At 36.8% G+C, this 25021-nt stretch carries 14 protein-coding genes and 2 pseudogenes; 6 read left to right on the top strand and 10 right to left on the bottom strand.

All coding sequences use genetic code 11. The features are described 5' to 3' along the window. Positions 1-1658, bottom strand: a pseudogene (locus NPX98_RS06255) (hypothetical protein); the annotation flags it as partial. Between the two features lie 724 nt (positions 1659-2382). Continuing rightward, the gene (locus NPX98_RS06250; RefSeq protein WP_269023288.1) at positions 2383-5655 is read right to left on the bottom strand and encodes a Vomp family autotransporter; all 3273 of its coding nucleotides are present in this window, start codon (positions 5653-5655) and stop codon (positions 2383-2385) included. A gap of 1121 nt (positions 5656-6776) precedes the next feature. On the opposite strand from NPX98_RS06250, the pseudogene NPX98_RS06245 reads away from it, so the two are divergent. Next, positions 6777-7088: pseudogene (locus NPX98_RS06245) on the top strand (hypothetical protein); the annotation flags it as partial. Positions 7089-7480: 392 nt separating this feature from the next. Here NPX98_RS06245 and bioA read toward each other — a convergent pair. Genes bioA through NPX98_RS06220 form a run of 5 tightly spaced genes read right to left on the bottom strand, consistent with a single transcriptional unit; the run spans position 7481 to position 11923 of the window. After that, complete coding sequence (gene bioA / locus NPX98_RS06240) at positions 7481-8770, bottom strand: adenosylmethionine--8-amino-7-oxononanoate transaminase (RefSeq protein ID WP_269023287.1); 1290 nt, start codon at positions 8768-8770, stop codon at positions 7481-7483. A 1-nt stretch (position 8771) separates the two neighbouring features. Then, positions 8772-9389 carry a dethiobiotin synthase gene (gene bioD / locus NPX98_RS06235; protein ID WP_269023286.1) on the bottom strand — a complete coding sequence of 206 codons (618 nt, stop codon included), beginning with the start codon at positions 9387-9389 and terminating at the stop codon, positions 8772-8774. Further along, the gene (locus tag NPX98_RS06230) at positions 9386-10141 is read right to left on the bottom strand and encodes a methyltransferase domain-containing protein (protein WP_269023285.1); all 756 of its coding nucleotides are present in this window, start codon (positions 10139-10141) and stop codon (positions 9386-9388) included. The genes bioD and NPX98_RS06230 overlap by 4 nt, the downstream gene beginning before the upstream one ends. After that, on the bottom strand, positions 10125-10772 hold the full coding sequence (locus tag NPX98_RS06225) for a hypothetical protein (protein ID WP_269023284.1): 648 nt from the start codon (positions 10770-10772) through the stop codon (positions 10125-10127). Before NPX98_RS06225 ends, NPX98_RS06230 begins: the two co-directional genes overlap by 17 nt. Continuing rightward, positions 10769-11923, bottom strand: a complete 1155-nt coding sequence (locus NPX98_RS06220; protein ID WP_269023283.1) for an aminotransferase class I/II-fold pyridoxal phosphate-dependent enzyme — start codon at positions 11921-11923, stop codon at positions 10769-10771. Before NPX98_RS06220 ends, NPX98_RS06225 begins: the two co-directional genes overlap by 4 nt. A 52-nt stretch (positions 11924-11975) precedes the next feature. Here NPX98_RS06220 and bioB point away from each other — a divergent pair, with 52 nt between their 5' ends. From bioB to NPX98_RS06195, 5 genes are all read left to right on the top strand, one after another. Then, the gene (gene bioB, locus NPX98_RS06215) at positions 11976-12926 is read left to right on the top strand and encodes a biotin synthase BioB (protein ID WP_269023282.1); all 951 of its coding nucleotides are present in this window, start codon (positions 11976-11978) and stop codon (positions 12924-12926) included. A gap of 723 nt (positions 12927-13649) precedes the next feature. Further along, positions 13650-14336 carry a hypothetical protein gene (locus tag NPX98_RS06210; RefSeq protein ID WP_269023281.1) on the top strand — a complete coding sequence of 229 codons (687 nt, stop codon included), beginning with the start codon at positions 13650-13652 and terminating at the stop codon, positions 14334-14336. A gap of 1826 nt (positions 14337-16162) precedes the next feature. Then, positions 16163-17734, top strand: a complete 1572-nt coding sequence (locus NPX98_RS06205; RefSeq protein ID WP_269023280.1) for a type I restriction-modification system subunit M — start codon at positions 16163-16165, stop codon at positions 17732-17734. Continuing rightward, positions 17731-18981 carry a restriction endonuclease subunit S gene (locus NPX98_RS06200; RefSeq protein WP_269023279.1) on the top strand — a complete coding sequence of 417 codons (1251 nt, stop codon included), beginning with the start codon at positions 17731-17733 and terminating at the stop codon, positions 18979-18981. The genes NPX98_RS06205 and NPX98_RS06200 overlap by 4 nt, the downstream gene beginning before the upstream one ends. Beyond that, the gene (locus tag NPX98_RS06195) at positions 18981-22064 is read left to right on the top strand and encodes a type I restriction endonuclease subunit R (protein WP_269023278.1); all 3084 of its coding nucleotides are present in this window, start codon (positions 18981-18983) and stop codon (positions 22062-22064) included. The genes NPX98_RS06200 and NPX98_RS06195 overlap by 1 nt, the downstream gene beginning before the upstream one ends. Before the next feature lie 620 nt (positions 22065-22684). On the opposite strand, the gene NPX98_RS06190 is transcribed toward NPX98_RS06195, so the two are convergent. From NPX98_RS06190 to NPX98_RS06180, 3 genes are all read right to left on the bottom strand, one after another. Then, positions 22685-23503 carry a hypothetical protein gene (locus NPX98_RS06190; RefSeq protein ID WP_269023277.1) on the bottom strand — a complete coding sequence of 273 codons (819 nt, stop codon included), beginning with the start codon at positions 23501-23503 and terminating at the stop codon, positions 22685-22687. A gap of 11 nt (positions 23504-23514) precedes the next feature. Beyond that, on the bottom strand, positions 23515-24423 hold the full coding sequence (locus tag NPX98_RS06185; protein ID WP_269023276.1) for a DUF488 domain-containing protein: 909 nt from the start codon (positions 24421-24423) through the stop codon (positions 23515-23517). Positions 24424-24534: 111 nt separating this feature from the next. Further along, on the bottom strand, positions 24535-24966 hold the full coding sequence (locus NPX98_RS06180; protein WP_269023275.1) for a lysozyme: 432 nt from the start codon (positions 24964-24966) through the stop codon (positions 24535-24537). Between the last annotated feature and the right edge of the window lie 55 nt (positions 24967-25021).

The raw sequence follows: 25021 nt of genomic DNA, 5'->3' as shown, positions 1-25021 counted from the left end.
GCTGAACCATGAACAGCAACAAAGCCTTGTCGATCCTTATCCCACAATAAAGCATCTTGCTTAACTTCTTGGATAGTCATATGTACAGTGGTATCGACAAAGCCTCGAAAAATATCCTTGATTTCATCCTCAACTTGCGTGACTTTATTGTCAACACCCTGAACTTTGTCCTCAATTACCTTGACTTCACGGCGAACACCCTTAACCTCACCTTCAACTTTCGCGGCTATAGTCTCAACTTGCGTAACTTTATTATTAACTCCCTTAATGGCAATACCAACTTTGCCAAAAGACTCATTAACACCGCTAAAAGCATCGGAAATATTGGTATAATATTTCTCTGCACTAATCGTACCATTCGCATCAACCTGTGAAACTTTGAATGTTGGAGCGATCCATGTACCATCATCATATTTTGCATTACCGCCAAAAGACTTAGCAAGATCATCACCTATTGAATAGAGCAAAGCCCCATTAACTGCCTCGGTAGATTGCTCAGAGATCTTTCCATTTTTAAGACCGGAGATAATTCTATTTTCCTTCTTACTATTCGCAATATTTATTTCGGCTTCCTCCGTGCTACTACCAATGGTGATACGATACAACTCTTGATCTTGCTGAATAAGAAGATTATTAGTTCCTGACTCTTGCGGAACAGAGGCACCTTTTCTTATTAATTTTTCTAACTCTTTCAGCTGCGCAACATTCACTGCATCAGTTAATTCACTCCCAGCTGCCACCCCTGTAATCTGTCGTGAATGAACCTTTTTAGTACTATGGTCCTGACCACCAATAGTGAGAGCGCCAAGCGTACTTTTCCATACACTCATATTCTCTAGAGTCGAATATATAGTAATACTTCCAGGAACGTAACCTTTAACACCGCTCGCACGATCGGCTACAGCATAGCTACCCAAAGCAATCCCAGAATCAACTCTAGATATACTGCCTGCACCTATACTTATCCCATCATGTATACTGGAACGAGCATACATTAAATTTAATCCAGTATTAGCCTGATAACCGATAGCAAATGAACGATCGCCTTGCGCTTTGGCTTGGATACCTATGGCAATTGCATCTTTGCCCAAAGCTTGAGATTCACGTCCTATAGAAATTGCGTTATCCCCAACAGCATTACCGCCACCAGCCTGGTACTCGTCTCCATTGCCACGAAAATCTCTTCCCTCTCTCGTCATCACACCTAAGGGGTCCAAAACATTTCCACTTGAAGAAGCATTCAATATTCTTGAACCACTATTCACAGTATCACTCGGATAAACAACACCCTCTGCTACAAAGGAAGAAGGATCAATGCCAGAAAGACTTGCGCGGGTGATTAAATTATCATGTTGCTCTTCCGCAGTGACTGCTTGGCCTGCACTAGGTTCTATATTATAATGATTGTCATTGCCGTGACTACCACTACCATATGTATCGTGCATATTGGGAGTATCTGAATCGGGAGAATTTGGACCCGTACCATTCGCTTTTGTTATGGCAGGATTAACAGGATCAGAAGCCAAAACAGGAAAAACGCTCAATAAGAACGTCGTCATAACCGTTCCTACTAAAACCGCTTTAACGGAAGGCAACAAATAAAGAGAAAGACAACGAGTAAAACATTTTTTTTCCGATGCTGAATATAATTTTTTCATAAATTATCCCCCAATAATACAAAAAAACTAAAAAAGCGCACTTACAACACAAAAAAAATCTTCTAACACTGATAGTAAAGAGACTGATGAAGTTTTTGAAAAGGTTTGAAATTGTCATGACCAACAGAAAAACAGATCTTTGACTTAACAAAGCTGTAATAAGAGATGCTTAGGTTGAATTACAAATCTTGAAATCTCTTGTTTTGGAGAATAAGGTATTTTTTTATAGTTTTTCTAAAACAAAAATAGACGCAATAAAGCACCGGGAATATACTTCAAAGGCAGAATGGATCACTCACACTCTAATCCCACAGAAGATATCAGATTTATACTTCTCAAAGCTTCACTTCTCTCGATTAAAGCCTCTATGACAGAAAGACAAGATGTATAACCATTAAAGATATCACATTGTTTGCACATCACTAACTTATTTCAAGTGAAATGCCTTTCTTAATTAAAACATACACTTTCTCGATACTCAACTCTCAAGTTTATAAAGCATATTAATAAAATAGCAAGGAAAAAATAAAAATCTCTATTCTTATCAAAAAGATATTTAAATTATGGAAATTTTATTGCTAAAGAAACCTATAGGATAGGCATTTATAAACTGTTGGTATTTTAAAATGCAATCAATATAAGATATTTTTCTTTAAGCAGAAAAATGTTAACCCCTGTCTGATTAAGACAAGGGCTAGTAAAAATAACAAAAATATTTTTATTATTAGTTTAGTATCAGACTGAATCCCGCACCCACTCCCCAATGACCTCCAGAACTGGTTACGGACAAGTTGGAACGAATATTTCCATTTTCAGATGTATAACCAGCACCAAAAGCAACTGCAGATTGACCACGCCATAAGCCGCCACCAAATGCAACACTTAACTTCCCAGGAACATCACCATAACGTAAATTAGATACTGCCAAACCAATAGCTGCTGCTTGTTTTGCCTCTTTTCGTGTATCTTCAATCTGGTAACTTAAAGCGCTAAACTTCATATCCGTATAATTTTTGGCCTTAGTAACAGCATCATCAATCGGAATAGCAAAGATATTCTTTAATTTTTCATCCGTATACTCTTTCGCTTGATTGAGAACAATTCCCATTTGATTCTTGGTATAATCATGTAGCTGTCCACCATTCACCGCCTCTTTAGAACCAGTTTGAATGCTACCATCAGCAACCTTATCAATCACTACCGGCTGACTTGCATCACCACCTTTTAAAGTAATTTTATTGGTCTTTCGTCCATAAGCATCTTGATCATAGCTAACAAACCCTTCAGACGCATTGTTAAAATCTTGAATCGTGTTTTCAATAGTCACAACCCTACCTTCAAGGCCCTTAATCTGGTTACCCATATTATCAACCTTGCTTTCAACTTTTTTGATATTCTGGTTCGTCTGCCAAAGCTGACCACCATTAACAACTTCGTTAGAATTTTTCGCAACAGTACCATTGGCTACATTAATAATCTTACTGGCTTCATCACCATGCGTTGCATCATAAGCGTTTTGCCGTGAATTCCAATTTAAAGCATTTGTATTTACATGGTCTTTGACCATATCAATACGCTGATTTATAGTTGTCATACTAATGTTAACGCCTTCAAAAGCTTCAGCAATATTACTATAGCTCTTCTTTTGATCCACAATACCATCAGCATTGAATTGAGCAATCATGAAAGTAGGATTTGTCCAAGCTCCATTATTATAACCAGCACCCCCACCGAGAGAAGTAGCAATACTAGTCCCCAGAATATAAAGCTGACTACCTGTAATAGCATCAGTTGAAGCAATAGCAATATTCCCATTCGCAAGAGATGTAATTTTACGATTTTCAGTTGTAGCTTCTCCAGGGTTCTTATGAGTTGCAACAAACGCCTTCTCAGTATCGTTCCACAACAAAGCATCTTGCTCAAGCCTTACAAAGTCTCCCTTAACATCTCTGGCAATATATTTTGCGTATTCATTCACATTTCGAATATTAGTATCAATTCTGTTAAAGACTGTCCTCACATCTTGGAATGCGTCAAATTGTATTTTACCATCTGTCCCAATTATAGTACCATCTGCAGAAATATAAGGCATATGATACGTTGGTGCCGTAAAAACGCCATTCACGAACGCGGAACCACCACCAAAAGCCGCAGCAACATCTTCAGCTATTTTATTAATCTGACCACCATTGATAGCATCAGTTGAACCATTAGCAATATTACCAGCCGCAAGAGATGTAATTTTGCTCATGGTTTTGTTATTGCCTGGCCCATGCATCGCAGAAAACGCCCCGCTGGTATCGTCCCATAACAAAGCTTTTTCAGAAAGATCTTGGATTTTTTGTCGAGATTCATCGAACACATATTTTGCGTAAGTATTCACATTCCGAATATTTGCATTAAGCCCCGTTAAGGCATCACCAACATTATTGTGAACGATATCTGTTCCCTCTGTACCATCTGCTGCAATATTAGATAAATTATAATTTGGCCCAGTAAAATTATCATCACTGAACTCTGTATTACCATCAAAAATTGTTGCAAGCTTTGTAAATATTGTATGAAGCTGACCACCATTGATAGAATCTTTTGAGTTAGCTGCAATCGTTCCATCAGCTATACTCGTAATCTTTTGATTTCCAGCATCAATGCCTACAGAAGTTACTCGTGGGCCACGACTAATAACTAAACCCTTATCATTCAATGTGCTATTTCCTGTTTTAACACTGGTAACAATAATGTGATCATTCAATTCCAATTTTAAATCCACGTTATTATTACTATTTTGTTGCATAAGTGTAAGCTTTATGTTCCCAGCAGTATCTAATGCATTAACATCACGGGTTATAAAATTTACTGTGCGACCTGGTGTAATATTCGCTTGCGACTCTGGTGTAATATTCGCTTGCGATAAAGTATTAACAGACACTGTCCAACCAAGATCTACCACTCCCTTGAGCGATTTCAGCTGTGCAACATTCACTGCATCTGTATCATTTTTTCCCGCTGCCACACCGACAATCTGTCGTGTTATTTTTTTTGCAACATCACCGACGCTAACTGCACCCCTCGTACTGGTCCATATATGCTTATTGCTGTCATCTAAACTAAGATTATAATAAGTATCTGGATCGTATCCCTTAATACCAGCTCTAATGTTGGCCACAGACTCTGATCCCAAAGCAACACCATCGTTAACAGCCCCCTGTGCACCTTTACCGATAGCAACACCATTATCCGAACCGCTCTCAGCTTTATAACCTATAGCAATAGAATTTAAAGAATTTGCTTTCGATTCAGCACCTAAAGCAACAGTATGCACAGCAAGCGCCTGTGCAAGCCCACCAATAGCAACCGCAGAATTATCTCGTGCCTCAGCGCCTACGCCCATAGCTGTACTTGCCTGACCAGTTGCAAGTGCAGAAACACCAAAGGCTTGAGCCCCACCGCCTTTTGTCGTCGCATTTGCACCAAATGCCGTTGAATAATTTCCTCCAGCATAGGATCCACAACCCGTCGCAAAAGAAAATACACCATAAGCGCTAGGCGGAGCATCAGGAACACCCCCTGTCTCTATCCCCATAGAAAAACCATCGCTTACCGCATCAATCTTTTTATCACTAAAGCCATAAGGGTGTTTTCCCTCATTAAGACCAAAACCTTTATTCTCAATAAATCTCTTATACTGCTCCCGTACAGTCATTTTATCTCCTGCATGAGCTAGATTTGGACTGCCACGATCAGTAATGACATCAGCACCACAATTACCATCAACTCCAGAAAAAACAATACTGCCGTAACTACCTTGAGGATAAGCTACAGAATTAGCGTTGCTCATTATATTTGCTCCTGCTATAGCAAGGCTTTCAGCAGAAACAGAAGAAACACTCGATAACAGTACAGCCATGGTTGCTCCCAGAGAAACAGCTTTAACCATAGGCAAATAATAAGAAGAATGTCGGCAATTTAGATCATTTCCCTTTTTTATTTTTTTCATAATAACCCTCAAAAAAATCCTAAACGCTCAAAACCAGCGTCATCAAAGCAAGCGAAATCCTTTCGCAAAACCACGCTTGCGCACCCCAAAAATGAATGAAAAAATAAACGCCACCCCATTGACGCCGAAATCTATCGTGGCATCACCCTAAAATCTTCGAGAAAGATATTGGAGCTCTGAACGGATTATGAACCCTTCTCAATCAGAGGTTCATAACAAAAAAACGCTATACAACTTATTCAACCTCTCCATTATGAAAAAGCGCAACCTCTATTCAAAATCTACTGGTCATTCAGATAAAGCGCATAAACAAAATGGCAAGAGCACCTACAAATATTTTTAAATAAATGATACCATAAGATTACACTTCGTATTATAAAACCTTACAATTCATAATTATTAAGAGACTTAATAATGAAAAGAGTAGTAATACGCATCGTTATATCTTTACTGATAACTATCAAATATTTTGGAAAACCTTTCCATATACAATATGTATATGAAGAATAGATACTTTTGGAGCTGAATTGGACATATTCAATATATAACTGCGAATTTCATCCCCATAATACAGCCATATATTCTGGATACATTAAGTTGAAAAACAATTTTACTTGTGTTTATAATCACACACAATTTCCTATGCTTCTAAATAGAATTATATATAAGTTCTTTATAATCATATGATTTTTCTAAAATCATCAGACATTTGCAGAATTTTTTGTAGCAATCCTTTGAATAATTTTAATGTCTTGCTTCAGTCAATTTGAACGAATTATTTCAAACATTAGCTCTCCAAATCATGAAATAAATCATTCATATCTTTTGCAACATATAAAAACTCTCTCATTTTGATCAATTCTTACGATCGCCACAAGTTGAAATCGTTGTGCTTTTGAACGAACGCAAAGCAAAAGCAGCTGGGAAATTTTAACATAAACTGAAAAGCTACTTTAAATTATGCTTTGAAATCTTTTCATGAAATCTATTCGATTCATTGCAATTTATGAAAGAGTCCTCTTTCTCAAAAACGAACGACTCAATGAGATAATTCTTTTTACTCCCGCAGTCGATGTTTTTGCCATGGATCCATAGAAACAGAAGCGTCATTTTTCTAATCGAACAGAAATCCTGCTTTCAATATCAAACCACCAAAATCCTTGAATACAGAGGGTTTTGTGCCATGGCTCGAAGAAGACATCGAAAAATATTATCATCGTTGAACACTTGGAACACATGAACGGGTCTGGATTGATATTCTTCTTTATACTGGTTTGCGGCGGGGTGACGCAGTACGCCTTGGCTGAAAAGCAGCAAATTCAGGGGCTACAGTTTCGCAACTCAAAGCGATTTTTGGCTGGACTGAAGACAGCATGGCATCACTGTATACCAAGACAGCTGATAGAAAACGCTTAGCAATAGAAGCGATTTAAAAGCTGCAAAAAGTGCGGAGTAAACTCTAAAAAAGAGTTAATTTTCTTGATCTGATAACCTGTAACTGCTGCTGCGTTCACCGCTGGGATTTTGAATAAAGATTCCTCACTTTTTGAAATCTTGAATATCCCAGAGCATCGTATCATTTGAATATTTAGCTACCTTGGCGTATTTGGAGGTATTTATAAATCCTGTAAAGTCATCCTCAAACATATGATTAATAATTTAAATCAAAATATATACAGTTCATCCTAAGACTTAATTTCTTAACTCTACCATTCAAAAAATTATTCTCTTAAGCCACCAACTGCACCGTATGAAACTTGTCGATTTAGTGTAAAATGTCTCAACTTCTTGACTAAACAGAAAGAATTTTTGACCGTAAGATGATTCATAAAGAGTTGATGATCTTAATAATTTTACTATAAACCAGCTCTACTTCCTCATTTGTGATACAGTACGGAGGCAATAAATAAACTGTGTTGCCAAGAGGTCTCAATAATATGCCTTCCTGAAAAAAAAGCTGCTTGAGAGAAGGCATCAAATGCGCTGAATTTTTGAGATCAAATGCAGCTATTGTCCCAATAACTCTGGTTTTTTCCACTCGTGGACATTCTAATTTTAATAACTCTATTTCTTTTTTGTGCATTTCATTGATGTTTTTTATGAAATCTTGACATTTAGAGCTTTTTAATAAACGCAGTGAAGTAATTGCAGCACTACATGCCAAAGGGTTTGCCGTATAGGAGTGTCCATGAGCAAAGGCAGTGTTAAAATCATCTCCTAAAAAAGCCTCATAAATCTGATTATTTGTAATCGTTAAGGCTAAAGGTAAAAATCCTCCTGTAATGCCTTTAGAGAGACATAAGAAATCGGGAATGACACCAAGTTGCTGATATGCAAAATAACTGCCTGTTCGTCCAAATCCCGTCATTATTTCGTCAAATATGACGAGGATATTATTTTGTCGCACTAGGTCAATAACTTCTTTTATAAATTGTGGCCTGCAAACTCTCATACCACTTGCTCCTTGGATAAGCGGCTCAAGAATGATTGCTGCTATCTTGTGATGATAATCATTCAAATAATGCTTCAATGCGTTTATAGATTTTTGTTCTTTTGACTCTACTTCATCATCATTATTCCAAGTATCTGGATAGGGTACGGATAGGACATTGAAAAATAATGCATTGAATTGATTATGAAAGCCAGATTTTGCCCCTACGGACATTGCACCAAATGTATCACCATGATACCCACCATCAAAACTTAAGAAAGTTATTTTCTCGTATCTTCCTAAATTGCGCCAATATTGATAGGCCATTTTCAGCGCTACTTCAACAGCGGTTGAACCATTATCAGAGAAAAAGAATTTGCATAAATCTGGCGGCAATAAGCTCTGTAAATCCTCGCATAAATTAACAGCAGGTTCATGGGTAAATCCTGCAAATATCACATGTTCTAAGGTATTTGCTTGCTTATAAATACTTTTTGCTATTTCAGGATGGGCATGCCCATGAATGTTAACCCACCAACTTGAGATCAAATCAAGATATGCTTTATCCTTTTCATCATAAAGATAACTCCCCAATGCTCTTTTTATACTTATAATTTCTGGAGCAGTTTTTTCTTGTGTGAAAGGATGCCAGATAATTCTTTTATCACGCTCTGATATGGTCACTTTATCCTACCTCTAAAATTTGTTTCAAATTTTGTGGAAGAGCTACATTTTTAAGCGTATTGTTATTAACGATCTCTAGCTCAGGAAATTCAGCAAGAATTGGGATGCGCCCGTAGAATTCTATAGCATCACAATTCTGGATATTTTGCTCACCATTCATAATAACTCCAAGGACTCGTATATTACGTGATCTCAAAGCTTCTAAGCTAAGAAGGGTATGGTTTATAGTGCCCAAACGAGTCCGTGAAACAAGAATAACTGGAGCTCCTAACTTTTTAATAAGATCGATCATGAGATAAGTATTATTAATTGGTACAAAAACTCCACCGACACCTTCAATGATTAAGTTGTTTCTTTGAGGCAATATAATTTTTTCTATATCAATCGTATCGTTTTCAATTTTTGCAGCTAAATGTGGAGATAACGGCTCTTTATAGGCATAAATTTCAGGATATATTTTAACATCAGATAATCTTTGCACTTCGTATGAGTCTACTCCTTCTTTTAAACCCGTTTGGATGGGCTTAAAGTAAGAAAATCCTGTGTGTAAGGCAATCCATGCTGAAATGAGTGTTTTCCCAACATTTGTATCGGTCCCAGAAATAAAAATCTGTCTCAACTTATTTTCCTAAAAATTCCAAAAAATATTTTATAAGTAACTGTTAAATTTTCGCACTCAGCTTTAAGTAATTTTTTAAGATTGCATAAGTCCATCAGATTACTAGAGCTTGATGCTCCCAGTGATTTTAAATAACCCATAAATGCTGCAGGATTATCGAAAGATAACGGAACGTCCATTAACCAGAATTCAAATATTTGATCCTGTTTTTTTAGTTTTGTGCATAAGTCTATTAACTCTTCTGCTTTTGGATAATTCAGAGTCTGAATAGGTTGATATTGGTTAAGGATATTTTCCCATTCCTCGAATGTTCCATCTAATAAAGTCGAAAATGCAAAAACATGAGAACTTTTGGAATAGAAAAATTTGATAGCATAGTGCAGATCATCAACCCATTGAAGAGCTAAATTACTTATCACGTAATCATAAATATCAGCATTTAATTTTAGCATATCTCCGGGGAGATAATAAATATTTGTAGCTTTAGCAAACTTGGCTTTACACACTTTAAGCATTTCATCAGCTATATCATTCAAATAAAAAGAAGATTGATGAAATCTTGGTAGTAAAAGCTCAGGGATATAACCAGTCCCTGTACCTAAATCAAGAACAGTTTGGGGAATGAAGTTTTGATGCTTGAAAAGTTTATTGATCAAAAATTCAGCTGTGTTCTTTTGAATTGTAGCTACATTATCATATGATTGGCTTGCTTTGTTGAATCGTGCTTGTATTTGCTTAAGCTGTGCAGTCATCTAAAAAACTCATAATTTTTTCATAAACATCTGATGGTTTTCTAAAACCAAGAGCATGCCCCGTGCCTATAACACTATCGATCTGAACATTCAGCTGTTTTGAAAAGTTATCTAATGTGATTGTATGTGGTACGATAATATCCTCATTAGAGCTGAGAATGAGTGTAGGAACTTGTGGGAGCTTATATTCTTTTTGGAGCCATTCAAAATCAGATAATATTAAATCAAAATCAAGATTTGAAAAGTCGGTGCATTCTACAAGCTCTACCGTACCACACCGTGTGTAAAAATTTTTTAATGTAGAATTCGGATCTTTTAAAAAACTTGATCGTAGAGCTTTTAATTCTTTGTATCTTTTTTTACGTAAGTTTTGATCAAACCCTAAAAAATTTATAAAGCTGTTTAGGCCTACAAGATAATCAAAATTGTTATACATAGAGACCAATTTTGATAAACCTATGGAATGTCCTATACCTATGATCCTTTGGTTATGCAAATACTTGTCATCCATCCGGTTGTTAAAATAGCCTAAATCTATAAAAGAACATTTTTCATGTGAAAAATATGGTGCAACACGATCCCAAAAATGAATATTAAAACCAAAGCCATGGCAAAAAACAAAATGGGTCATGATTTTACCGCCACCTTTAAGGTTTCAACTAATCTTTCTATATCCTTATGGGTATGTTTTGCTGTAAGCGCTATTCTTAAACGAGATGTGCCAGGTGGTACAGTAGGAGGTCTGATACAAGAGACAATAATTCCTTCATGAAGCAATGCTTTTTGGGCTTTTAAACATTTGTCTTCTTCTTTTAAAATAACCGGGATAATGTGCGTTTGAGATGTACCAGTATTAAAACCATGACTTTTGAGCATTTTACGCAGCTCATTTCCGAGATTTTGTAAAGCTTCACGCTCTCTATTTAAAGATTTTACCAATTTCCACGCCTTAAAAGCTGCACCAGCAACTGCAGGCGATAGAGCTGTAGAGTAAATGAAACCTGTCGCTTTGTTAATAATGAAATCACGTATGATGTTATGGCAGGCAATATACCCTCCACTAACACCAATAGCTTTACTAAATGTTCCCATAATGATGTGAGGTATCGTTTGTAAATCAAAGCTCGTTGACAAACCATAGCCATTGGCTCCAAAGATTCCCGTTGCATGCGCTTCATCTAAGTATAAAAATGCGCCGAACTTTCTTGCGAGTGCTATAATTTGTTCAAGCGGAACAATATCACCATCCATGCCAAAAACTGTTTCTGTTACGATAAATTTCTGCCTGGGATCATTTTTATACTTTTCCAAAATAGACTCTAGCTGATTTATATCGTTATGATTATATCGCTTGAGCTCAGCTTTGCTTAAAAAAACAGCTTGATAAAGACTTGAATGATTTAATTTATCAAAAAACACAAGCGGTTTTTTGTTTAAAATTGTATCATCCAATAAACAAGATAAAGTACTTAGATTTGCTTGAAAACCTGAATTAAAAATTAAGCTAGATTCTACATATTTATCGATTGCAATAGCAGCCTCAAATTCTTCATATAATCTGTGATTTCCAGATAACAAACGTGATCCTGTTGAACCTGTGCCATAACTTCGCGCTGCAATTTCTCCTGCTGCTATAATATCTTTATGATGACTTAGATTAAGGTAGTCGTTGGTGGAAAAATCTAGAAGCTCTGAATTGCTTTCTTGACGTATTCGTCCTAATCTGCGATATCTACTGCTATGATGTAGCAGCGCTAGGTATTGTTCATATACTTTATACATTCCCCTGAATTACTTTACACATTCTTCCTATATCAATAAATTTGGATTAACTATGCTGGAAAAGCGGACTTTGGAACAAGCAAAATTGATTTTTAAGTTGCCATTAAATGAGATCATTTACGAAGCGCAAACAATTCATCGAAAGTATTTTACACCGAACACGGTACAAATTAGTACGCTTTTAAGCATAAAGACAGGTAGTTGTCCAGAAAATTGTTCTTACTGTCCCCAGTCAGCACATTATAAAACAGATATTCAGAAAGAGTCGTTAATGGCTTTGAATGATGTTTTGGAAGCTGCTAAACGCGCTAAAGAAGCTGGAGCCAGCAGGTTCTGCATGGGAGCTGCTTGGCGAGGTCCCAGAGACAAGGATTTAAATCAAGTATGTGCTATGATTTCAGAGGTTAAAAGACTTGGTTTAGAAACTTGCGTAACATTGGGATTATTAAAAGATGGTCAGGCGTCAAGGTTAAAAGAAGCGGGTCTTGATTTCTATAACCATAATATTGATACATCTGAAGATTTTTACGATAAAGTAATCACAACTAGAACTTTTCAAGATCGCATCGATACACTTGATAAAGTACGCAGTGCAGGTTTGAAAATTTGTTGTGGCGGTATTATCGGTATGGGTGAAGACAACGATGATCGCATCAAAATGCTTGTAACTTTAGCAAATTTAGATGAACCACCTGAATCAGTTCCAATCAATAAACTTATCCGAATTCCAGGAACACCTTTAGAAGGACAAGAAGATGTTGACCCATTTGATTTTATAAGGACTATTGCGCTCGCACGTATTCTTATGCCTAAATCTTATATTAGATTGTCTGCGGGACGAGAGCAAATGTCTGATGAGATGCAAGCTTTGTGTTTTTTTGCTGGGGCGAATTCTATTTTTTATGGCGAAAAACTTTTGACTAGCAAAAATCCAATTCCAGAAAATGATCAATTTTTATTTAAACGCTTAGGTCTCGAGCAGTTGCAGTCGACTTCGATTTAAAAGTACTCTATTTTTCCATTTCGAGTTTCAGTCATTACTTTGCTTTGTGTTTTCTAAAAACTGCAGATGCAAAAAACACTTATCTCTTAAAATCAAGCTCAATTAAGACTTGTGAGATATGTATATTTTCGAAGGAGTATTCACATGTATTGGAGATAGAAAGCATAAAAATGAAGATTTGAGGGTAAAATGGTGAAATTTGAGCAAGTTAAATACATATGTGCTGCAGTACAAAAATGCTAAAAAAATCACAAACAATGGAGTTTTGAAGTATACTCATGATAATCTAAAAAGATGTAAAAAAAACTCTCTTCAAAAAAATCTAGCAGTATAATGAACACCTTTGCGTTCGAATCTTCTACACTTACCATTGATTTTTTACAGATAAGTCTCCTAAAAACAAAGAGAAGTAAAATTTACGTTGCAACAGCATTGCTAATTATGAAATCCTACTGTGGATTGCATCAAATCAGTATAAAGAATTGATAGCATAAGTACCACAAATTTGAATCCACGTTTACCTTTATATACCAAGCATATCCATTTCGATCTCGACCGTTTAAATGACAATGAAAAAGTATTATACAAAGTATTGCTCATTCTTTGCAAAAAATAAAGTTTCAATCTTGCTGTATTTCAATAGATTTATTTACTTCAGATTATAAATATACTATTTAGACTATAATATACTATTCGTTTCTATACGTTAATTAGGTGCTTATAATGAAAAAATTTATTCTTTTACTTTGTTTGTTAATGCTCACTGCTTGTAATAATACAACTACGCGTAACGCAACTACGCAGTTGAATGGGATTAGTGATCCAAGTTACAGAGGTAATTTCCAGACCAAAAAGATGGTTGTTCTGAGCTTTGGTATGCCAGTTCCTGAGCGACAAACTTTAGAACATACTTTGGCACAATCTCTTGTTAAATATGATATCAAAATCTTGAGTGGATTGGATATTTTCCCTCCAACCAGAGGTTACTCAGAGGAGGATATTAATAAAATTGTACAAAGCAAAGAAATTTACAAAATTGCAGAAAACCAAGGTGCGGATACTATTTTAATTATCAGTAGTTATGATCGTGATATATCAGAAGAGTACATTGCCCCGACATATCACCCTGGAAAATCCACGAAGTATGTTTCTGTATTTGAAAACTCCACTGTTGTTGACACATATGAAACACCCGCTCACACAACTGGCGGCTATACCATCAGTAGACCGGGAATGAAAGTTAAAGTACGTCTTGACAGCGTAAAAAATAAAGAAACTATATGGATGGCTGAAGGTTCCAGCGGTGGTGGGGACTTCGCATCATTTTCTGATTTAGCAGCTAGTGTTGCTGAAACAACTATCGAAAAGTTATCCAAAGAAGGACTTATTGCCTTAAAAAAACGGCGTTGATGTCGCAGGCAAAGTAATAGCCAAAGATAGTGTGCTCAAACCATCATTGCCAACTGGTTTGGAAATGGTTCTTCTAAATTCGGAATAGAATACCGATTTCCAATACTGGTTGGCGCAAATGGGAACAGTTTGTTGGTTGAGTTTACCAAAAGAGATGCGGTTAATTACCTGCGGATAGATTCAGGAACGGCGGAAGTTCTGAGCATTTAGCGATAAAAACTAGAATTCTGGCAAGCCCATTACTTCAATGATCGTAATAATGTTCATCGCTAACAACGATTGGAAGACGCTCTTTGCAAGATCAATGTACTATCGACTACGTTCAAAAAAAGTAGAAATTGGCAATATGTTTGACGATACACCCATAGACTGATGCGAATCGATCAATTACCATCCTCTTTAATTTTCCATGACTAAAAGTTTCGGACTTCGCTTTTCTAAGTACGATGTTTTTCAGGAAAGGGTCATATATAGGAGAAAAATTAGAGAAAAACGGGGTGTTTTTATAGAGAGCAAGTCAATTGCAAATACCAAAGAAGCCCGCAAATGCTGGGCTTTGAACATTATGCCATCTAAGGCATATGAAAGTTCGTTTTAAGTCAATGGCGGTGTATTAAACCCCTTTGAGTTCGAATCCCTTACGTCACCCATTGAGTTGCATCAAATAATTACCCTAACTATCGTAAAACAAGATTTTATTGCTACGCTACTTGTTGTTCGCACCTTCTATAGTGGGAAGCATTGCATCGCTATTGAGATGTAATACGGTACCATACTGCAAGTTCGAAGCCCCGTTGCTCTTCATTGAAAACACATAATCACCGCAAAATCTGCAGTAATTAAACAGGCTATTCACCGCATGTTTATTTTCACAACCTTTTTGCTGGCACCGACAATATGGTTAAATGGTTGTTCTCGCATATTCCATTCAGCCAGCAGAATGTATTGACCAATTTCATCTGTTCAACCGTACCACACGGAATTTCCAGCAGCTTGGGATTTTCAACAACAACGGCCAAACATTGGGCGCGTAAAATTGCAACATTCAAAAGGTTCTTGCTATAAAGAAACTCGATATTGCGCTGCACATAACTGCATAATTCGTTTGGACTCAGCCTTACGCGCTAATTTGGTATCCAGTGTACCTAAAACTGAACTCCCACAAGCTGGGAGAGTGCTGCATTGAATCAGAAATCCGCATCGCTCCACCATGGTAATGCAAAAATACCGCCTGATAAATGACTACAGAACCGGATTTCATAGCTTTCAGTGTCAGCTTAGCTCAGTCCTGCAAATTATGGTCTTTAGGGATTTCGACAGAGGTTTTACCTTCATCCTTTAACTGCTAAAGATAGGTGATTCCATGTTCTAAGCCTTTCTTAAGAAACAGGTTAACAAATTGTAAAAATTTCAGCTTCATCCACATCTTTATTCAACATCTTCATATCAAGAAAACTCGCATGGTGGTACCCTAAGAAAGTGAGCAAGTCCGGTAGCAAGTATAGAATCTGACAATACTGTATTGCTGCACAGCTCTGCCCTCGTCTTAATAATTTGATTGTCCTTAATAACTTATTTGATTATCCATTCATGTTCCAATATTACCAATCCATATCTCCTGAGAAAAACATTAAAAGCTATGCCTAATGATGACATTATGATTGTGAAGAAGCTTGCCGCTTATTTCAAAATTGCATAGAAGATCGCCTATCGATTTGATCTGAAGTCAAAGTTCTAGACTTTAGACTGGGTAGGGCATGGCATTTTCGGAAAAGCAAAATAGATCGTTGAACGAGTGAACAAGAATAAAACAGAGAAGATAGATAATGGTTAACACAAAAAAAGAAGAAGAGCGCTCAAAATTACATTCAACAATATGGCGTATCGCTGATGATCTGCGCGGTAGCGTTGATGGCTGGGACTTCAAACAATATGTACTTGGAACTCTTTTCTATCGCTTTATTTCAGAAAATCTAAGCTCTTACATAAACGAAAGAGAAAAAAAAGCTGGTGAACATAACTTCAACTACGCCGCTTTTAATGATAATGATGCAAGAAAAGCTCGTGACCTCATCATCGAAGAAAAAGGCTTTTTCATTTACCCTAGCGAATTATTTGAAAATGTCTGCAAACATGCCTCAAATGATGCTAATCTGAACGAAACACTGCAAAAAATCTTCAAAAATATTGAAGCATCAGCACGCGGCACTAAGAGCGAAAAAAATATGAAGGGTCTGTTTGATGATCTTGATGTCAATAGCGCCAAGCTCGGCTCAACTGTTATACAGCGTAACGAAAAGCTAGTGAAACTTCTAAATGCTATCGGTGATCTTCCCATAGGCAATTATAACGATAATTCCATCGATCTCTTTGGTGATGCTTATGAATACCTAATGACCATGTATGCCGCAAATGCAGGAAAGTCCGGAGGTGAATTTTTTACCCCACAAGAAGTATCTGAACTTCTAACACGTATCACTGTTGTTGGAAAAAAAGAAGTCAACAAAGTTTATGACCCTGCCTGTGGTTCCGGCTCTCTTCTTTTGAAATACGCCAAAGTGCTTGGTAAAGAAAATGTTCGCAATGGGTTCTTTGGTCAGGAAATCAATATAACAACCTATAACCTTTGCCGCATCAATCTGTTTCTACATGATGTCAACTACGAACAATTTAACATTGCCTGTGGTGATACACTCACCGACCCTTGTCACTGGGATGATGAACCTTTTGAAGCCATCGTTTCTAATCCACCATATTCTATCAAATGGGCTGGTGATGCCAACCCATTATTGATTAACGATGATCGCTTTACCCCTGCGGGCGTACTTGCGCCAAAATCAAAAGCTGACCTAGCCTTTGTCATGCACTGTTTGTCATGGTTGGCTACCAACGGAACAGCAGCTATTGTATCCTTCCCGGGCATTATGTATCGCGGTGGTGCAGAACAGAAAATCAGAAAATATCTAATTGATAATAACTACGTTGATGCAGTGATACAGCTTCCTCCCGATTTATTTTTCGGAACAACGATTGCTACCTGTATTTTAGTGCTCAAAAAAAACAAATCTGACAGTAAAGTCCTGTTCATTGATGCAACCAATGAATTCGTACGCGGATCAGCAAAAAACAAGCTGAATGATACTCACATGAAACGCATTCTGGATTGTTATGCAGTCCGTGAAACACACGAACACTATTCTCGACTGGTCGACCATAAAGAAATCGAGGAAAAAGATTATAATATCAGCGTCAACACATATGTCGCACCGAAAGATGACCGTGAGATTGTCGATATTACAGAACTAAACACACGCATCAATGAAATTGTTGCCCGCCAAAGTGAACTGCGCACCCAGATTGACAACATCGTCGCTGATCTAGAGGGTGGTGCTGCATGAGCCGAATTGATGATTTGATAAAACAATACTGCCCGAATGGAGTTGAGTATAAAGAACTTCAAGAGCTTTTTGAAATGAAGTATGGCTACACACCATCTAAATCAAATAAGAAATTTTGGGTCAATGGAGCTATACCTTGGTTTCGGATGGATGATATTCGTAAAAATGGCACAATATTGAGTGAATCTTTACAGAAAGTTACAGAAGAAGCTATAAAAGGTGATCGGCTGTTCCCAGCTAACTCTATTATCATCGCAATTAGGGCAACCATTGGTGAGCACGCACTAATCACAGTGCCACATTTAGCAAATGAACGATTTATATCTCTTTCACTAAAATCTGCATTTTCAAAGAAAATGGATATACGTTTTGTTTATTATTACTGCTTTGTTCTTGACAATTGGTGTCTTGTAAATACAAAAACATCACATTTCTCTTCAGTTAATATAACTGCTTTCAAGCGCTTCAAATTTCCTATTCCACCTCTTCCAGTACAACAAGAAATTGTTGACATACTGGATAATTTTACCAAGCTGGAGGCAGAGCTGGAGGCAGAGCTGGAGGCTCGTAAAAAGCAATACACTTATTATCGAAACACCCTACTTTCATTTAACAAAATCGGCAGTAACATAAAGAAAGAGAGCTGTTTCGTCAGATGGCGAACACTCGGAGAAGTAGGCATATTTGTACGTGGGCATGGTTTACAGAAAAAAGATTTTACTGAGAGCGGTATTGGCTGTATTCACTATGGCCAGATATATACTCATTACGGTGTTTACGCAGACCAGACAAAAACCTTCATCTCAGAGTCTCTGGCCAAAAAACTCAGAAAAGCAAAAAAAGGAAACTTAGTCATAGCAACAACAAGTGAAAACGATGAAGATGTTTGCAAAGCTGTTGCATGGCTGGGCGATGAAGAAATTGCTGTCAGTGGCGATGCTTATATTTATGAGCATTCTCTTAATCCCAAATATGTTTCTTATTTTTTCCAGACAGATGAATTCCAAAAGCAAAAAAAGACCTTAATCACAGGTACAAAAGTACGTCGTGTTAGTGGCGACAATATGAGTAAAATAAATATTCCCGTTCCACCCCTTCCAGTACAACAGGAAATCGTTAATATCCTCGATAAATTTGATGCGCTAGTAAATGACATCTCTATCGGGTTACCTGCTGAGATCACTGCCCGTCGCCAGCAATATGAATATTACCGCAATCAGCTATTAACATTTCAAGAGGCGATGTAATGTTCAGGTATAACACTATTGCAGAAAATCCGAACAGTACGGTTGTTGCGGAATATGTACCAGAAAAAAAAGAGGCCACGCATTACCAATCGGAGAATGAGCTAGAGCTTGAATTTATTCGTCTTCTTAAAACGAACGGCTATGAATATCTAAATATTACGCAAAATGATGACTTACTGTATAATCTGCGTGTTCAGCTTTCAAGGCTCAATGAAATGGAATTCTCTGAAACTGAATGGCAGCAAATGCTACACAATTATCTGACGAATAAAAATGAAGGCATCGAAGAAAAAACAATAAAGGTTCAGAAAGACCATATCTTTAATCTTACGCGCGATGATGGTTCGACCAAAAATGTACGTATTCTGGACAAAGATAATATCCACAATAACAGCGTGCAAATCATCAATCAGTATGAAGCCAAAGGAACACGTCAAAATCGTTATGATGTGACCATCCTCGTAAATGGTTTGCCAATGGTTCATATAGAGCTAAAACGGCGCGGCGTTGCCGTACGTGAGGCATTTAATCAGATTAATCGTTACCAACGCGATAGTTTTTGGGCAGATAGTGGCTTGTTTGAGTATGTGCAGATTTTCGTGATTTCAAACGGCACACATACGAAATATTATTCCAACACCACCCGTAGAACACACCTTAAAGAACAACAGGGACATAAATACCAGAAGAAAACGTCTAACAGCTTTGAATTTACTTGTTGGTGGACAGATGCGAAGAACAAACGTATTGCCGATCTTGTGGATTTCACAAAGACCTTTTTTTCAAAGCATTCAATGCTTTCGATTTTGACAAAATACTGCGTTTTTACATCCGATAAACTACTGCTCGTTATGCGTCCATATCAAATTACAGCAGTAGAGCGAATTATAAATCGCATTGCCATATCCACCAATCACAAACAGCTCGGCACGATTGATGCTGGTGGTTATATCTGGCACACAACAGGTAGCGGTAAAACGCTTACCAGCTTTAAAGCTGCCCAGCTTGCTACCCGCATGGATGGAGTTGATAAAGTTTTATTCATTGTTGATCGTAAAGATCTCGATTACCAAACCATGAAAGAATATGACAACTTCCAAGAAGGTGCAGCTAACTCCAATACCAACACCGCTATTTTGATACAACAACTTGCTGACTCGAATACTAAAATCATCATCACGACCATTCAAAAGCTGGCAAAGTTTATCTCTGCCAATAAGCCGCATACTGTTTTTAATGAACATATCGTTTTAATATTTGATGAGTGTCATCGATCTCAATTTGGTGAAATGCATACTGCTATCACAAAAGCGTTCAAAAAATATCATATATTTGGCTTTACCGGCACACCGATTTTTGCTGCGAATTCCTCATCAAGTGGTAATCCGCATTTGAAAACAACGGAACAGGCTTTTGGTGAGAAACTTCATGCTTATACCATTGTTGATGCCATTAATGATGAAAATGTATTGCCATTTAAAATTGATTATATCAACACAATTAAAATGAAGGATGAAGTTAAAGATAAGAAAGTTCATGCCATTGATATTGAAAAAGCAGCAAATGATCCAAAACGCATAACAGGTATCACAGACTATATTCTTGAGCATTTTGAACAAAAAACAAAGCGTGATGGTGGTGTTTATTCATTCCGAAAACGGAACAACATTGCCGAAGTTGTTGCGGATAAAGAAAAAAACATAACAAACAAAATTAAAGAAACCAGAAATCAAATCCAACTGAAAGGATTTAACTCAATCTTTGCGGTTAGCTCCATTGATGTAGCCAAGAAGTACTACAATGAATTTAAGTCTCGAAACTCCGGATTGAGAATTGCCACCATTTTCAGCTTTGGTGCAAATGAAGCTGAAAATGAGGATGGTATCCTACCGGATGAAGATTTCAATACAAGCGGATTAGATAAAACCTCTCGTGACTTCCTTGACATGGCCATTGTTGATTACAATCAATATTTTGGTGAAAGTTACAACACAAGTGCTGATAAATTTGAGAATTATTACAAAAATCTTTCTAAGAGAATGAAAAACCGTGAAATTGATTTGCTCATTGTCGTAAATATGTTTCTAACAGGATTTGATGCCACAACACTCAACACTTTATGGGTTGATAAGAATCTACGTTACCATGGTCTTCTGCAAGCTTTTTCACGCACTAACCGAATTTTAAATTCCGTTAAAACATTTGGGAATATCGTCTGTTTCCGCGACTTGGAACAAGCCACGAATGATGCACTTTCCATTTTCGGAAATAAGGAAGCTTGTGGTATTGTCCTGCTGAAATCTTTCAAAGAATATTACTATGGCTGGGAAAAAGATGGAAAAACGCAGAAAGGGTACGTCACTTTAATTACTGAGCTTCAAAAACTGTTTCCTTTGCCAGTGTTTATTGAAGGTGAACAAGCTGAAAAAGATTACATAAGGCTGTGGGGAGCCATATTACGTCTTCGCAACATTTTAACATCATTTGATGAATTCGCTGGCAATGAAATTCTTTCTGAACGAAACTTTCAGGATTATCAGAGTGTTTATCTCGACTTATATGACAAACTACGCAAACATAAAGAATCCGATAAAGAAAGCATCAATGATGATATTGAATTTGAAATAGAACTAATTAAACAGGTTACGATAAATATTGATTATATTCTGCAATTGGTTGAAAAATATTATAAATCTAAAATGAAGGATAAAGATATTCTTACAACCATTGATAAAACAATGGATTCTAACATTGAACTGCGTAGCAAAAAAGAATTAATTGAACGCTTCATCAAGACCCTTAACGTCCACAGTGATATTGATCATGACTGGCGAGAATTTACAAATAAAAATAAAGCTGAGGAGCTTGAAAAAATTATTAACGAAGAAAACCTTGAGTCAGAAAAAACAAAGAAATTCATTGCCAACGCCTTTAGAGATAGAGAGATAAAATCTGCAGGTGTTGGATTTGCAGATATTTTACCTCCTGGATCAATGTTTGATCCATCCAATACACGCGCCAAGAAAAAGACCGTAGTTTTTGAAAAATTAAAATTGTTCTTTGAAAAATACCTAGATGTATAGGCATCGATATACTATACGTTTAAAGTATGCTTTATTAATCTCCTTAGCTCCCGGCCATCGATCAAGTCTCCTACGCATAAATTGTTCAAGCACTTCTGCATGAACCTCTATCCTTTTCCTTTTAATGCCGATATGTTGAACGCTAAAATTTTTTAACGAGGTGCAAAACACCGTGACAGTGCATTTTATGATGACGCATATCAGCAAAAAGGAGCGCAAACAGCAAATGCCTGCTTATATCTTCATTATACAAACGGCAGTATGAATCGGTTTTGTCTCTGCCAGCTTTATCAGTTTAAAGCAAGTGCAACCTGCACTCTTAATCATTGGTGCACTTACCTTATTTGTAGGATTTCTTGGCGTTGCTTCAAATAGCACCCAACAACAAAATAATACTGAAATAATAGAGCAATAGAATGAACACCCTAGGCTTTTTCGATCAATATTTAAAGTGTTCATCAAGCCCACATTTTAGTGTCGACATCACGAAAACTATGAATATCAAAAACGTAATTTTGCTAAATTAATTGCACTAAATCCTCCTCCTTACAGAAATCCTCTGGTCTGATGAGTGAGTTCACTGTTAAGGTTGAATTAGTTTGATAGGTGAAATACCAAAACTAAAATAGTGATTCTTGTATAATTTTTTTCGGATAAAAAACACCAATAATTACATATGGATTTTTTGCTCTTTTGTGCCATTCATAGGTAGTTCCAAGAAAAAGATAAATATCTTTGGTTAAAGCAAAATCATCGAAGTACTTTTGTTTAACTTTATCAATTGCCTCTTTTTCACTATTGCTTGTGTTCAGGCAATTCCAATAGAGTTGACCTATTTCCCAATCTTCGATCATAAGGGTGCTTTCTTTATCTTCATCATCTGTGAAACGATAAGAAAATTTGTAAGGTAATTTGGGCATTAATTTAAAGTCTTGCTTATCATGCTCCTCAAACAAAGAGCCTTGTTTTAATGCAGCTTCAATAGCTTCTTTTCTACTTAATTCCCATTCTCTGTTGACCGCCTCTACAACAAAATCTTTAATCTGCTTTGGTTTAAAAATAACCAGAGAATATTGATTACTTTTTGCACCTTCAATAATAGTTTCAAGGTTGGTATGTACTGTATTATTTGCAAAGATAAACTTGCGTCGTTCCTCCCAATTGCGATCTGTCGGGATACAGTCACCAAGTGTAATATCATCGATATTTAATGGACGATAACTTTCCGGTCTGTGATCTGTAGGGTTTTCCCCAATTTCCAGCTCTATCCATTGATATTTTTTGTAGCGCTGGCTTTCTTCCAAAAAACGAAAAGGCGATGGATATAGCCTAATCCACGATCCATCCTCTCTGAAACCTGCCGTACATACAAGTTCTGTATATTTTTTAGAAAGTGTAGGATAAGTCTTTACAGCAATTAGAATTCGTTCTTTTTTCATTCCGAGCCTCCTTAAATATGGACGATGTCATATTTCCAAGAAGGATGCTTCGATAATGCTCTTGCAACACGACTTCGATGGCACATACATGACTTCGCTTCAAAGCAAGTAATAGCAACACGCTTTTTATCCGAGAATATCTCTAAAAGCTTATACACAGCTTTTTTATTTTGCGCCAAAGTTGTATGTTCATATTCATCAAAAAGTTTGTCATAGTCTCTTTGTGTATGAAGAGCTTGGCGTTTTTCAGAAACAATACCAAGTTCAGCAAAATGAATATATTCAATACCAAGTTTATTCAATGTTTCAGAAAGTGTTGACTTTGAAAAACCGTATTTACGGCTTAATGGATTTTTTCTGACATCGCATAAAACTTTGATATTATTTTTAATCAATCGATTGAGATAGTTTTCAAAGGATTGGCCTTCATAACCGATTGTGAAAAACTTATAGCTTTTATCATCAGGTTTAGCTTGTTTAATTTTAATCAATTCTTCTGCACTCATAATCTTAGGAGCTATTTCGCTGTTTATTGCATAGTATGGATAATTCTTGTAGATATACCGAACTAAATCGTTACCCTTCATATTCTTAAATTTCTCGGAAAATCGAATAACCTTCTTTTGGATTGAAGAACTAAGAGCTGAAATGTAATCATCAGCATCTTCCGCAATTTGCCAATCTTCCGTCTTTACAATTGCTCCAACTTCCTCGAGGCGGCGTCGGTCAGCATATGATTGGAAAGAAAAACACCCATATTTATAAGGAACAAATTCATAACTTTTATCTTGCTCACACATTTCAGTGAACAGAAATAAATATTTCTGGAGATCTGTATTTAGTAAACGCCCACCAAATGCTTGAAGCAAAGCTAAAAGCAATTTTTGACGCCCAAATAATGATTTTTTTTGTTGGGTCACAGTACCTCCACCATATTCATGATATTTTCATGATATTTTCATGATATTTTCATGATACTTCTCATTAGTTTGCAGAAAGTTATCTCACAAATCAAATCAAATCAAATCAAATCAAAGTATGCTTTCTGCTTTTCTGCGTTGGATAAGCCCCTTAAGCTTGTGATCACCAGCCCAAACCCAGCGCATGAATTGCTCGGGCGCTTTTGCATGTTCTTCGCGGTTGATTTTACGGCGCAAAGTTGAACGCTGGAGTGCCCCACCACCGAAATTATAGGTGAAAGATACCAATGCATCAAACTGATTGTCCGTAAGCGGTACATTGATCAAGCGTAAAACAGCACACTCAGCAATCTGGATATCTTGACGTAATAGCTTTTCTGCATGTTCTTCATCAATACCAAAATACCAAGGCGAAAAGTCGTCAGTGCCTTTAACCACATGACCATATCCGATCGTGGGATAGCCTGCTGGACAAAAATAAACGATCCGAGAGAAGCCCTCAAATCGTTTTAAGTCCACGCCATTTTGTGTGATATGTCTCATTTTCAAATGTCCCTATAAGTCTTAGCTGTTCTCTGCCCTATCAAATACGCCATGC

It is taken from the genome of Bartonella sp. A05, from assembly GCF_026930145.1.
Taxonomy (GTDB): Bacteria; Pseudomonadota; Alphaproteobacteria; order Rhizobiales; family Rhizobiaceae; genus Bartonella.
The sequence above is the reverse complement of the archived record's forward strand: the minus strand, read 5'-3'. Positions and strand labels throughout refer to the sequence as shown.

Coding starts and splice junctions, on each gene's coding strand:
- bioB (WP_269023282.1), top strand. CDS start 11,976: ATGCTGGAAAAGCGGACTTTGGAACAAGCAAAATTGATTTTTAAGTTG.
- NPX98_RS06190 (WP_269023277.1), bottom strand. CDS start 23,503: ATGAAAAAAGAACGAATTCTAATTGCTGTAAAGACTTATCCTACACTT.
- NPX98_RS06200 (WP_269023279.1), top strand. CDS start 17,731: ATGAGCCGAATTGATGATTTGATAAAACAATACTGCCCGAATGGAGTT.
- NPX98_RS06220 (WP_269023283.1), bottom strand. CDS start 11,923: ATGTATAAAGTATATGAACAATACCTAGCGCTGCTACATCATAGCAGT.
- NPX98_RS06205 (WP_269023280.1), top strand. CDS start 16,163: ATGGTTAACACAAAAAAAGAAGAAGAGCGCTCAAAATTACATTCAACA.
- NPX98_RS06230 (WP_269023285.1), bottom strand. CDS start 10,141: ATGACTGCACAGCTTAAGCAAATACAAGCACGATTCAACAAAGCAAGC.
- NPX98_RS06180 (WP_269023275.1), bottom strand. CDS start 24,966: ATGAGACATATCACACAAAATGGCGTGGACTTAAAACGATTTGAGGGC.
- NPX98_RS06195 (WP_269023278.1), top strand. CDS start 18,981: ATGTTCAGGTATAACACTATTGCAGAAAATCCGAACAGTACGGTTGTT.
- NPX98_RS06250 (WP_269023288.1), bottom strand. CDS start 5,655: ATGAAAAAAATAAAAAAGGGAAATGATCTAAATTGCCGACATTCTTCT.
- NPX98_RS06210 (WP_269023281.1), top strand. CDS start 13,650: ATGAAAAAATTTATTCTTTTACTTTGTTTGTTAATGCTCACTGCTTGT.
- NPX98_RS06225 (WP_269023284.1), bottom strand. CDS start 10,772: ATGACCCATTTTGTTTTTTGCCATGGCTTTGGTTTTAATATTCATTTT.